General features: G+C 67.9%; 7 protein-coding genes. 5 read left to right on the forward strand and 2 right to left on the reverse strand.

Going from position 1 to position 12,689, the window contains the following annotated elements:
* Nucleotides 1-129 precede the first annotated feature (129 nt).
* Nucleotides 130-8,730 (forward strand): glycoside hydrolase family 94 protein, encoded by an 8,601-nt coding sequence (locus DFQ59_RS00140; RefSeq protein WP_114277646.1) that lies wholly within the window; start codon nucleotides 130-132, stop codon nucleotides 8,728-8,730.
* Nucleotides 8,731-8,834: 104 nt separating this feature from the next.
* Entirely contained in the window at nucleotides 8,835-9,017 is a 183-nt protein-coding gene (locus tag DFQ59_RS00145) for a PLDc N-terminal domain-containing protein (protein WP_211314727.1), read from the forward strand.
* 161 nt (nucleotides 9,018-9,178) lie between these two features.
* Here the strand turns inward: DFQ59_RS00145 and DFQ59_RS00150 are convergent, their stop codons facing one another.
* Together DFQ59_RS00150 and DFQ59_RS00155 are read right to left on the reverse strand one after the other, a co-directional pair.
* Nucleotides 9,179-9,370 (reverse strand): Thivi_2564 family membrane protein, encoded by a 192-nt coding sequence (locus tag DFQ59_RS00150; RefSeq protein ID WP_114277647.1) that lies wholly within the window; start codon nucleotides 9,368-9,370, stop codon nucleotides 9,179-9,181.
* A 161-nt stretch (nucleotides 9,371-9,531) separates the two neighbouring features.
* Entirely contained in the window at nucleotides 9,532-10,104 is a 573-nt protein-coding gene (locus DFQ59_RS00155; protein WP_114277648.1) for a lipid-binding SYLF domain-containing protein, read from the reverse strand.
* A 533-nt stretch (nucleotides 10,105-10,637) separates the two neighbouring features.
* On the opposite strand from DFQ59_RS00155, the gene DFQ59_RS00160 reads away from it, so the two are divergent.
* From DFQ59_RS00160 to DFQ59_RS00170, 3 genes are all read left to right on the forward strand, one after another.
* A complete protein-coding gene (locus tag DFQ59_RS00160) occupies nucleotides 10,638-11,312 on the forward strand; it encodes a hypothetical protein (RefSeq protein WP_114277649.1) in 675 nt (224 codons plus the stop codon).
* Between the two features lie 236 nt (nucleotides 11,313-11,548).
* Nucleotides 11,549-12,166, forward strand: a complete 618-nt coding sequence (gene trhA, locus DFQ59_RS00165) for a PAQR family membrane homeostasis protein TrhA (RefSeq protein WP_114278442.1) — start codon at nucleotides 11,549-11,551, stop codon at nucleotides 12,164-12,166.
* Nucleotides 12,167-12,372: 206 nt separating this feature from the next.
* Entirely contained in the window at nucleotides 12,373-12,678 is a 306-nt protein-coding gene (locus DFQ59_RS00170; protein ID WP_114277650.1) for a DUF1840 domain-containing protein, read from the forward strand.
* Nucleotides 12,679-12,689: the final 11 nt, after the last annotated feature.

Consider the following 12,689-nt stretch of genomic DNA (forward strand, 5'->3'; position numbering starts at 1 on the left):
AATCTCTACGGCCACTGGCGCCGGATCAGGTCCCACCTGACAGGGGCGCGCCCAGGCGGTGGCGGGGCGGCAGTCAAGCCTTTCACCAACGAGCCGGCGCTGCGTGCGGAGCTGTTCAGCATCGAGCAGATGGAACAGCACGGCGTGCGCCTGGCGTCCGCCCACCGCTTGGCCCCGGGGCGCCTGCCGGACCAGTTGCTGTCACGGCTGGCCGCGAACGAGCGTGTGCTGATCGCGACCTGCGAGAGTCTGACAACCGCGGTCCAGGCAAGTCGCCGCATCACGCCCGCCGCGGAATGGCTGCTCGATAATTTGTATCTCGTCGAAGAGCAGATCCGCACCGCCAGACGCCACCTGCCCAAAGGGTACAGCCGGGAACTTCCGGGCCTGTCCCAGGGCACCTCCTCCGGGCTGCCGCGCGTATATGACATCGCCCTTGAGACCATCGCCCACGGTGATGGACGGGTGGATCCGGACAGTCTCAGCCGTTTCGTTGCGGCGTACCAGACGGTCACTCCCCTGCGCCTGGGGGAGCTGTGGGCCATCCCCATCATGCTGCGTCTGGCGCTGATCGAAAATCTGCGCCGTGTCGCGGTCCACATCGCCGATGGCAGAAGGGACCGGGACCTGGCCACCGTCTGGGCCAACCGGTTGACGGAGACCGCCGACCGGCACCCGAAGAACCTGATCCTTGTGATCGCGGACATGGCGCGATCGAATCCGCCCATGACCCCCCCGTTCGTGTCGGAACTGGCGCGCCGCCTGCAGGGCCAGGGCCCCGCCCTCGCCCTGCCGCTCACCTGGATCGAGCAGCAACTCGCCGAGTCAGGCCTGAGCGTCGAGCAGCTGGTCCGGTCGGGCAACCAGCAGCAGGCGGCCGACCAGGTCTCCATCAGCAACAGCATCGGCAGCCTGCGCTTCCTCGGGACCATGGACTGGCGCGAGTTCGTCGAGTCCATGAGCCTGGTCGAACGGACCCTGCGCACGGACCCGGGCGCTGCCTACGCGGCGATGGACTTCGCCAGCCGCGACCGCTACCGCCACGTCATCGAGAAGGTGGCCAGGGCCAGCGGGCGGTCCGAGGACACTGTGGCTGAACACGCGATCGGACTGGCGCGGGCGGGCGCGGCTCGGCATGGTGGCGGCGACCGAACGGCGCACGTGGGCTACTACCTGATCGACCAGGGCCTGGCCGAGCTGGAGGGCGCGACCCAGGCGCGCCTGCGCCCGGCCGCGGCGCTCCGCCGTGGCGCCGGCCGATCGCCGCTGCTGCTGTACCTGGGCACGATCACCCTGCTCACAGTGCTCCTCGCCGCCGGTCTGCTGGCGGGGACAAGGTCCCAGGGCCTGGTCGGTTGGGCACTGCTGCCGCTGGGCCTTCTCGCATTGTTCGCCGCCGGTCAGCTCGCCGTGGCGCTGGTGAACTGGCTGGCCACCTTGCTGGCGTCGCCTCATCCACTGCCGCGCATGGACTTCTCCGCGGGTATCCCGCCGGCTTCGCGCACCCTGGTGGTGGTCCCGACCCTGCTCACCGGCGTGCGCAACATAGAGAACCTGATCGAGGCGCTGGAAGTCCGGTTCCTCGCCAATCGCGACGCGAACCTGCACTTCGGCCTGTTGACCGATTTTCGTGACGCGGCCGAGGAAACACTGCCCGGGGACGCGCCGCTGCTGGCGCTGATCCGGGAGCGGATCGAAGACCTGAATGCGCATTACGCGGGCGGCGGGAACGACATCTTCTTCCTGTTCCATCGCCCGCGCCGCTGGAACCCACACGACCGGATCTGGATGGGTTACGAGCGCAAGCGCGGCAAGCTGGCGGACCTGAACAGTCTGCTGCAGGAGGGCAACAGCGACGGCTTCTCCCTGGTGGTCGGCGCAACCGCGGTGCTGGCGGGTGTGAAGTACGTCATCACCCTGGACACCGACACCCATCTGCCGCGCGACGCCGCGCGCCAGTTCGTCGGCACCATGGCGCACCCGCTGAACCGGCCGGTCTACGATGCAACCCTGCAGCGGGTCCGCGCGGGCTACGGCATCCTGCAGCCGCGCGTGAGCGTGAGCCTGCCCGGCAGCGGTCAGTCGCGCTATGCGCGCCTGCACGGCGGCGAACCGGGCATCGACCCCTATACCCGCGTCGTGTCCGACGTCTACCAGGACGTATTCCAGGAGGGCTCGTTCATCGGCAAAGGGATCTACGACGTCGAAACATTCGAACAGTCGCTCAAGGATCGCTTTCCCGAGAACCGCATCCTCAGCCACGACCTCCTGGAAGGCTGTTACGCCCGCGCCGGCCTGATGAGCGACGTGCAGTTGTACGAGGAATACCCGACCCGCTACGGCGCCGACGTCAACCGCCGCTACCGCTGGATCCGCGGTGACTGGCAACTCGCGGGCTGGCTGCTGCCGAGGGTGCCCGGGCCTGACGGGCGGTACCGAAAGAACCCGCTCTCGGGACTGTCGCGCTGGAAGCTGTTCGACAATCTGCGCCGCAGCCTGGTGCCGACGGTGTTGACGCTGCTGCTGCTGCTGGGCTGGACAGTCTTTTCAGCGGCCGCTTTCTGGACCCTGGCGGTGCTTGGCGTCCTCCTGATCCCGCCCGTGCTCGCCGCCCTGCTGGAGGCCTTGCGGAAACCGGACGACATGCGGCCGGTACAGCATCTCGCCGCCGCCGCCCACGCCACCGGCCAGCGCTTCATACAGACGGGCTTTGCCCTGGCAACGCTGCCCCACGAGGCGTTCTACAGTCTGGATGCCATCCTGCGCACCCTCTGGCGCCTGCTGGTCTCGCACCAGCGGCTGCTGGAATGGAATCCCTCCGGCGACCAGGAACTGCTGAGCCGCACCGATCTCGCCGCCGCATTCCGTACCATGTGGTTTGCCCCCGCGCTCGCCGCCGGCACGGCCGGCACCCTGGCGGTGGTGAATCCGGCCGCACTGAGCGTGGCGGGCCCTCTCCTGATCCTGTGGCTGGCGTCCCCTGCCATTGCCTGGTGGATCAGCCGGCCGCTGGTCCGCCATGAAGCCCCGCTGACGACCGGGCAGACCCGTTTTCTCGGCCGGATCGCCCGCAAGACCTGGGCCTTCTTCGACACCTTCGTCGGCCCGGATGACCACTGGCTGCCGCCGGACAACTACCAGGAAAACCGCGCCGACGCGCTGGCCCATCGCACCTCGCCCACCAACATGGGACTGGCGCTGCTGGCAAACCTGTCCGCCCACGACTTCGGCTACATCCCGGCCGGGCAACTGGTCGAGCGCACGGCCCATACCCTGGAGACGATGGTGGGACTGGAACGCCACCGCGGCCATTTCTTCAACTGGTACGACACGCAGTCGCTGCAGCCGCTGCACCCGGCCTACATCTCGACGGTGGACAGCGGCAACCTGGCGGGCCACCTGCTGACCCTGCGCCCGGGACTGACGGCGCTGCTCGATCGCCCGATCCTGGAACCGCGCTGGCTGGACGGCCTGCTCGACACGCTAGAGATCCTGGAGGAGACCGTGGGTGACGCCGCACCGGCCGCGCTGCCGCGGTTCCGGGCGGAGCTGGAATCCGCCGCCGCTGCGCCGCCCGCCACGCTCCCGGCGGCACGGCGCCTGCTGGAGCGGCTGACGCTGGCCGCCGAGGCGATCGCCGGTATCCCGGTCAACGCGCCCGGGAGCACGGAGGAGTGGTGGGCACAGGCGCTGGTCCGGCAATGCCGGGCGGCACGCGACGAGCTGGCATATCTCGTCCCCTGGACCGGGCTGCCGGAGGGGCCGGACGGATTGGCTGACCTCCCTGAACTCCATGGGATCCCGACCCTGCGCGCCCTGGCGGGTCTCGATGTGGCGTTGTCGGCCCGCCTCGCGGACCGGCCCGGGGCGGAGCCGACCCCGGAACAGGGTGCCTGGCTGGCCGATCTGCGCCGGCTCATCGGGCACGGCAGCGAACGCGCCCGGACCCGCATCGCGGCCATCCAGCACCTGGTTCTGCAGGCGGGTGAGCTCGCGGACATGGAATACGGCTTCCTGTACGACAAGACGTCGCGTCTGCTGAGCATCGGCTACAACGTGGACGAGCGGCGGCGGGACGCGACTTACTACGATCTGCTGGCTTCGGAAGTGCGCTTGTGCGTGTTCGTCGCCATTGCCCAGGGACAACTGCCCCAGGAGAGCTGGTTCGCCCTGGGGCGGCTGCTCACGACCGCCGGCGGCGATCCGATTCTGCTGTCCTGGAGCGGCTCGATGTTCGAATACCTGATGCCGCAACTGGTGATGCCGTCCTACGAGCACACGCTGCTCGACCAGACCGTCCGGGCGGCCGTGGCGCGCCAGATCGACTACGGCCAGCAGCACGGCCTGCCGTGGGGCATCTCCGAATCGGGCTACAACACGGTGGACGTGCAGCTCAACTACCAGTACCGCGCCTTCGGCGTGCCGGGCCTGGGGCTGAAACGCGGACTCGCCGAGGACCTGGTGGTCGCGCCCTACGCCTCGGTGATGGCGCTGATGGTGGCGCCGGAGGCGGCCTGCCTGAACCTGCAACGGCTCGCCGCAGCCGGGGCGGAAGGGCGGTTCGGCTTCCATGAAGCCATCGACTACACACCGGCACGGCAACGGCACGGCGAAACCCATGCCCTGCTGCACTCCTACATGGCCCATCACCAGGGCATGAGCCTGCTCGCGCTGACCAGCCTCCTGCTGGACCGTCCGATGCAGAAACGCTTCGCCTCCGACCCGCTGCTCCAGGCCACCCTGCTGCTGCTGCAGGAACGGATTCCCAGGGCCTCGGCGTTCCATGCCCATACCGCCGAACCTACCGATATCCAGACCGGCACGGGCAGCGGCGTGATGCCCATACGCGTGCTCGAAAAACCCGACACGCCGGTTCCGGAAGTGCAGCTGCTGTCCAATGGCCGCTACCACGTGATGGTCACCCACGCCGGCGGCGGCTACAGCCGCTGGCGGGACCTGGCTGTGACCCGTTGGCGCGAGGACGTCACCCGCGACCACTGGGGCACCTTCTGTTACCTGCACGACGTGGACAGCGGTTCGACCTGGTCGACAGCGCACCAACCCTCCTTGCGGCCGGCGCAACACTACGAGGCGATCTTCTCGGAGGGACGGGCGGAGTTTCGCCGGCGCGACGGCGATTTCGAACTCCATACCGATATCGTCGTCTCCCCGGAGGACGACATCGAACTGCGCCGGGTGCGGATCACCAACCGCTCCTCCGCACGCCGGACGATCGAGATCACGAGTTATACCGAGGTGGTGCTGGCGGCGCCCGTCGCGGACGCCCTGCATCCGGCGTTCAGCAATCTCTTCGTGCAGACCGAGATCGTTGCGGCCCGCCAGGCCATCCTCTGCACCCGCCGCCCCCGCTCCCGCGACGAACCGGTGCCGTGGATGTTTCACCTGATGGCCGTGCACGATACGGAGGTGGACCGGTTTTCCTACGAGACCGACCGGGCGCGCTTCATCGGCCGTGGCCGCAACACCGTTGCGCCCCGGGCGATGGACGCTGCCGGGGCGCTGTCCGGCACGCACGGCTCGGTGCTGGACCCGGTGGCGGCCATCCGCTGCCGAATCAGCCTTGACCCGGAACAGTCGGCCAACGTGGACCTGGTATACGGCATCGGCACCAGCCGCGACGCGGCCCTGGGGCTGGTCGAAAAGTACCAGGATCGACGCCTCGCCGACCGCGTCTTCGAGCTGGCCTGGACTCACGCCCAGGTGGTGCTGCACCAGATCAACGCCAGCGAGGCGGACGCGCAGCTCTACGGGCGCCTGGCCAACTCGATCCTTTACGCCCATGCCTCGCTGCGCGCCGACAGCAGCGTGCTCATGCGCAACCGGCGCGGGCAATCCGGCCTGTGGGGCTATGCGATTTCCGGCGACCTGCCCATCGTCCTGCTGCGCATCGCCGACCCGGCCAACATCGAACTGGTGCGCCAGCTCATCCAGGCCCATGCCTACTGGCGCCTGAAGGGACTGGCGGTGGACCTCGTGATCTGGAACGAGGACCGTGCCGGTTACCGGCAGCTGCTGCAGGAACAGATCCTGGGCCTGGTGGCCGTGGGCCTGGAAACCCAGGTGATGGATCGACCGGGCGGCATCTTCCTGCGCTCGGCGGAGCAGATCTCGGAGGAGGATCGCATCCTGTTCCAGAGCGTCGCCCGCGCCATCCTCAGCGACAGCCGGGGGACCCTGGCGGAACAGATCAACCGCCCCGGCCCCGCGCCGGTGCGCGTGCCGGCCCTCGAGCCCAGCCGGCCCCGGGAGGAGGAGTCAACCGCCGATTCCGTACTGCCACCACGCGAGCTGATCCTCGCCAACGGCATGGGCGGCTTCACCCCGGACGGGCGCGAGTATGTCATCACCACCACGCCCGGCAGGCAGACGCCGGCGCCGTGGGTGAACGTGCTGGCGAACCCCCGCTTCGGCAGCGTCGTCTCGGAGAGCGGCCAGGCCTACACCTGGGGCGAGAACGCCCACGAGTTCCGCCTGACGCCCTGGCACAACGACCCGGTCTCCGACCCGAGTGGCGAGGCCTTCTACCTGCGCGACGAGGAGAGCGGCCACTTCTGGTCGCCGACACCGCTGCCCGCGCGTGGCGCCACGCCCTACGTGACCCGCCACGGCTTCGGCTACAGCGTCTTCGAGCACGCCGAGGACGGCATCCGCAGCGAGCTCTGGGTCTACGTGGCCCAGGATGCGGCGGTCAAGTTCTCCGTGCTCAAGGTGCGCAACACCTCCGGCCGGCCGCGCCGGCTCTCCGCCACGGGCTACGTTGAATGGGTGCTGGGCGACCTGCGGCCGGGATCGGCCCCGCACGTGACCACCGAAGTCGATCCCTACAGCGGGGCGCTCTATGCCCGCAACCCCTACCACACCGAGTTCCCCGACCGGATCGCCTTCTTCGACGTTGACGACACGAGCCGCACCGCCAGCGGCGATCGCGCCGAGTTCATCGGCCGCAACGGCAGTCTGGAGCGTCCCGCGGCGATGGCGCGGAGCCACCTCTCCGGGCGCCTGGGGAGCGGCCTGGACCCCTGCGCCGCCCTCCAGGTGCCCTTCGAGCTGGCCGACGGGCAGGCGCGCGAGATCACCTTCCTGCTCGGCCTGGGCGGTGTCCCCGGCGGCGAGGACGCCGGCCGGCTGGTGCAACGCTTCCGCGGCGGCGACGCCGCGCGACGTGCCCTGGACGCCGTGTGGCACTACTGGAACCACACCCTCGGCGCGGTCCAGGTGGAAACGCCCGACGAGTCCCTCAACGTGCTCACCAACGGCTGGCTGCTGTACCAGACGCTCGCCTGCCGCCTGTGGGCCCGCAGCGGCTACTACCAGTCGGGCGGCGCCTTCGGCTACCGCGACCAACTGCAGGACGCCATGGCGCTGGTGCACGCCGAGCCGCGGCTGTTGCGCGAACAGTTGCTGTTGTGCGCGGGCCGCCAGTTCCGGGAAGGGGACGTGCAGCACTGGTGGCATCCACCCTCCGGCCGGGGCGTGCGCACCCGCTGCTCCGATGACTACCTGTGGCTGGCGCTGGCCACCTGCCGCTACGTGCTGGCCAGCGGCGACACCGGGGTGCTGGAGGAGCCCGTCGGCTTCCTGGAAGGCCGTCCGCTCAATGGCGACGAGGAGTCCTATTACGATCTCCCGGGCCGCTCCGGGGCGACGGAGAGCCTCTACCAGCACTGCGTGCGGGCCATCCGCCGCGGGCTCGCGGCGGTCGGCGCCAACGGCCTGCCGCTCATGGGTTCGGGTGACTGGAACGACGGCATGAACCGGGTGGGCATCAAGGGCAGGGGCGAGAGCGTGTGGCTCGGGTTCTTCCTGTACGAGGTGCTGCGCCGGTTCGGGGTGCTGGCCCAGCGGCGGAATGATTCCGCCGTCGCCGATCTGTGCGCGGTGGAAGGATTGCGCCTGGGCGAGAATCTCGAACGGCACGGCTGGGACGGCGCCTGGTATCGCCGCGCCTGGTTCGACGACGGCACGCCCCTCGGCTCCGGGGACAACAGCGAGTGCCGGATCGACTCCATCTCCCAGAGCTGGGCGGTGCTCTCCGGAGCGGGCGACGGCGAACGCACCCGCATGGCGATGCAGGCCGTGGACGATCAGCTGGTGCGCCGCGACCACGCCCTCATCCAGCTGCTCGATCCCCCCTTCGACCAGTCGGACCTGGACCCGGGCTACATCAAGGGCTATGTCCCGGGTGTGCGTGAAAACGGCGGCCAATACACCCACGCCGCCATCTGGGCCGCCATGGCCTTCGCCAAGCTGGGTGACAGTGCGCGCGCCTGGGAGCTTGCGACCCTCATCAACCCCGCCAACCATGCCAAGTCGGCAGAGGCAAGCGCCGTCTACAAGGTGGAACCCTACGTCATGGCGGCCGACGTCTACGCGGTGGCGCCCCACACCGGCCGCGGCGGCTGGACCTGGTATACCGGCTCGGCCGGCTGGATGTACCGGCTCATTGCGGAGTCCCTGCTGGGGCTGCGGCTCGAAACGGACCGGCTGAGGTTCGCGCCGTGCCTGCCCGCCCACTGGGCGGGGCTCAAGATCCACTACCGCTATCGGGAGACGGTCTATCATATCGAGATCGCGCAGGTACGCGTCAGCGACGGGGGGAAGCCCGGCGTGAGCGGCGTCACCGTCGACGGTATCGAACGCGACGACCTGGCCATCGCCCTGGTGGACGATCACCAGGAGCACACCGTCCGGGTGATGGTGAACGCATAAGGGGAGTGCAGACTCGCCGGGTGGCGTTGGTCATTCAGGCTGGGCTGCTACACTTCCAACGGCGCATCGTCTCTTGCCGTCCAATCCAGCACGAGGAAAAAACCATGGAACTGTCCCAACTTGCCGCGCTCATCATTCTGGTCGCGGACATCTATGCCATCGTGATGGTCCTGCAGAGTTCGGCCAGGAACATCGAGAAGCTGCTCTGGGTTTTGGTCATCCTGCTGCTGCCGCTGATCGGCCTGGTGATCTGGTTTTTTGCGGGACCCGGCAAGAAGCCATTCTGAGCCTGTTCCGGCAGCCGGACCGCGGAACACGCCATCCTTCCCGTTCACGAGGCGCTGGCGGGGATCCGTTCCACAGAATCCCCGTCTTCGCGGCACCGACCGGAGGGCCGGGTTTCATCGCTGCAGCTGCTTGCGGCAACGACCGTCACCCTTGCACAGGGTCAGCGGCCGATGCGTATGCTGTCCAGCGATCCCAGCACGCCGAAGACCTGCAGCAGCCATAAGACGACGACAATCAGGACGACGATGTTCAGGATGTTCTTGATTTTCCGATCCATGGGGATATACGCATTGACGAGCCAGAGCAGCACGCCAACGACAATCAGGACGATGACCAGGCTGATAAGTGACATGCGGGTTCTCCTGCCGGTTCATTGGGTTTCCACTTGCCGAAACGGACGTTCGCGGGTGTAGCCTGCTGTGCAATCCACCGTCGCGGCAGCCATCAGAACCTCCGTGCCCGGGGCTACGGAATCACCGGGATGCGCGCACGCGGCGCGCATCCCGGTTTGGTTCACCGTATGATTTTGGAAATCTTCGTTCCCTCGATGCTGACACCCGCCATCAAGCCTTGCTGACTGAAGATGAACGCATAGGCGTCATCCTGCAGCGAGGAGGAGGACAGGTTCTTCGCGACCCCTTCGTCCACCACAACGACGGTGGGGCCGACGCCAATCTCCCATCCCTTGGTATCTTCCACATAGCGCACAGCTTCATCGGTCATCAGAAACATGGCATAGCCGTAGGACTGCGCACCAATCTGCAGACCCCAGGAACCCGTGACGGAGTTGTAGTAGTCGACAACGTTCGAGCCCCTGAGCAACACGCCCTCGCCATAGCTGCCGCCGAACACGAACCCGGCCTTCACCATGTTCGGAAATACCAGCACCGCCTTGGCCGTGCGTGAGAGCTGCTCGGCAAGCGGCTCGGTCTTGTAGAGCGTCTGCAAGGCCTGCCGGGAATCCCTGTCCAGATCCTCCGCGGTTGCCGCGATTGCCTGGCTCATCACACCTATCGCAACGATGGACGTCATGGCGATGACGAGTGCGAGGAATTTTCGTTGGATGCTGTATTGGATGGTGTACATGTGTGTGCTCCTTGGTGGGTGGGGGACGGTGCGGAAGCCGGTTGCCGGAAAAGCCAATCGAGCGTCCGCCTGTGGCAGCGACCCACTGCAACCGGTGCGCTCTGGCACCCTGCCCCTCGGTAGCCTGCAGCAACGCCGCAATGTGGCCAGGGTCGGTGCCGATCACATTGAAACTCGAGATACTGAAATCAAGTTATCTCCGCGACCAGTCACAGTCTGTACGGTGACGCACATTGAGGCGCGCGCACCCAGAGGAGCACCTGCAACCCGAGTTCAGCAACCCGACGACGCGCCTGTGTTCGCCAGCGCACCGACCGCGAAACGCGCCGGATGTATACATGACCTCTCGCATCCGGTTGCGTGCCTGAACGTGCACTCTTCAGCAACGGGACATTGGTTCGTTCAACATCAAGGGGAAGACAACCATGAAGACCTCACTACTCGCAGCGGCTATCGCCTGCACCTTATCTGCCCCTGTGGTATCGGCGGATGAGCCACCCGTGCCCACGGCATCGCCGTCGGATCGTCCCGGCATGATGGGCGGCCCCCCCCAGGGCGGCTACGGCGGCCCCGGCATGATGGGCGGCCCGCAGGGCGGCTACGGCGGCCCGGGGATGATGGGCGGCCCCCAGGGCGGCTACGGCGGCCCGGGGATGATGGGCGGCCCGCAGGGCGGCTACGGCGGCCCGGGGATGATGGGCGGCCCGCAGGGCGGCTACGGCGGCCCCGGCATGATGGGCGGCCCCCCGCAGGGCGGCTACGGCGGCCCGGGGATGATGGGCGGCCCGCAGGGCGGCTACGGCGGCCCGGGGATGATGGGCGGCCCGCAGGGCGGCTACGGCGGCCCGGGGATGATGGGCGGCCCCCCCCAGGGCGGCTACGGCGGCCCGGGGATGATGGGCGGCCCGCAGGGCGGTTACGGCGGCCCGGGGATGATGGGCGGCCCGCAGGGCGGCTACGGCGGCCCGGGGATGATGGGCGGCCCGCCGCAGGGCGGCTACGGCGGCCCGGGGATGATGGGCGGCCCGCCGCAGGGCGGCTACGGCGGCCCGGGGATGATGGGCGGCCCGCAGGGCGGCTACGGCGGCCCGGGGATGATGGGCGGCCCCCAGGGCGGCTACGGCGGCCCGGGGATGATGGGCGGCCCCCAGGGCGGCTACGGCGGTCCCGGCATGATGGGCGCTCCGTACGGACCCGGGGACCAGTGATCTTCGAATCCGAGCGGGCGATCGCCAAGCCGGATGTCACCAACCGCGCTGTGATACCGGACAACACAAACAGCATCAGGGGCGGGCCCTGCGCGGGCTGTCGATGACTTCGATACGAACGCGCTGAAGCGCCACGTGCGGAAATGAACAGGGGGGCAGGGTCCTGTGCAACGGGCTCCTCCCCCCTGCTCTCCTCTGCGGAGCGGTCGCCCGTGTTCGGGTTCTATACTTCCGCCATGTTCAAGGGCGAGCGCTTCAACAGCATTTCACATCTGGTGGGCACCGCGCTGGCATCGGCGGGTGGTGTGGTGCTGGTGGTGGTGGCGTCGCAGGGTGGCGATACCCGCCGCATCGTCGCCTTCAGCATCTATGGCGCCACCCTGTTTCTCCTCTATCTCGTGTCCACCCTTTATCACGGCCTGCCACCGGGCCGTGCGAAGCATGTGTTTCGCGTGCTCGATCACCAGGCCATCTATCTGCTGATCGCCGGCAGCTACACCCCGTTCACCCTGGTCTCCCTCGACGGTCTCGTGGGCTGGCGGATGTTCGGTGCTATCTGGTCCCTGGCGGTGCTGGGCCTGGTGCTGGATGCGCTGCCGCGGCGCGGTGCGCGGGTGCTGCCGTTGATCATCTACTTCGTGATGGGCTGGTTGATCGTGCTGGCCATCGATCCGCTGCTCGCCGCCCTGGCACCCGCCGGCTTCGTCTGGCTCCTGGCCGGTGGCCTGTTCTACACCTCGGGCATCGTGTTCTATGCCCTCGATCGCCGTTACCCCTGGATGCATGGGATGTGGCATCTGTTCGTACTGGCCGGCAGCGTCAGCCATTATGTGGCGATTCTCGTCTATGTCTGATCGTCCGTTGGAACACCCAGCCAGGGGGCCCTGCGTGAACCAGGGCCAACACCAATTGAGGCGCCACCCATCGTATCAGGAGAATACCTGCCATGATCTTCGTGAATACAGCGCCTATCCTCTGGTTAGAGTGCATCGAATGCACGGCAAGGCGGTAGACGCGAGGCGACCACCACCTTGTCCACCCATCAGCGAGGAAGGCGATCATGCTCGTTACCTTTTCCTGTCCGGCTTATGCCAACATCACCCTGTTCGGCAACGTGGCCATCCGACTGCTTCAAATGACCGGTCACAGCGGCACGGTGCCCGGTGCGCTGCAGGCCGAAGAGGTTCCGGGGGCACTGGCGCGTCTGCAGACTGCGCTCAAGCAGCTGCCCGCGTCGGAAGAGCCCGCTGAAGGAGACGACGGGGAACCGGCCGTGAGCATCCAGCACCGCGCCCTGCCGCTCGTCGAGTTGCTCGAGGCTGCGGCAGAGGCACAGTGCGACGTGATGTGGGAGCGCGGCAGCTGAACCGGCGCGGT

The sequence above is a fragment of the Thioalbus denitrificans genome (assembly GCF_003337735.1).
GTDB classification, from domain to species: Bacteria; Pseudomonadota; Gammaproteobacteria; order DSM-26407; family DSM-26407; genus Thioalbus; species Thioalbus denitrificans.

What these genes read in the sequence shown, in the direction of transcription:
- DFQ59_RS00145 (WP_211314727.1), top strand. Translation starts at nt 8,835, where the DNA reads ATGGAACTGTCCCAACTTGCCGCGCTCATCATTCTGGTCGCGGACATC.
- DFQ59_RS00140 (WP_114277646.1), top strand. Translation starts at nt 130, where the DNA reads ATGGAACAGCACGGCGTGCGCCTGGCGTCCGCCCACCGCTTGGCCCCG.
- DFQ59_RS00170 (WP_114277650.1), top strand. Translation starts at nt 12,373, where the DNA reads ATGCTCGTTACCTTTTCCTGTCCGGCTTATGCCAACATCACCCTGTTC.
- trhA (WP_114278442.1), top strand. Translation starts at nt 11,549, where the DNA reads ATGTTCAAGGGCGAGCGCTTCAACAGCATTTCACATCTGGTGGGCACC.
- DFQ59_RS00160 (WP_114277649.1), top strand. Translation starts at nt 10,638, where the DNA reads ATGATGGGCGGCCCCCCCCAGGGCGGCTACGGCGGCCCCGGCATGATG.
- DFQ59_RS00155 (WP_114277648.1), bottom strand. Translation starts at nt 10,104, where the DNA reads ATGTACACCATCCAATACAGCATCCAACGAAAATTCCTCGCACTCGTC.
- DFQ59_RS00150 (WP_114277647.1), bottom strand. Translation starts at nt 9,370, where the DNA reads ATGTCACTTATCAGCCTGGTCATCGTCCTGATTGTCGTTGGCGTGCTG.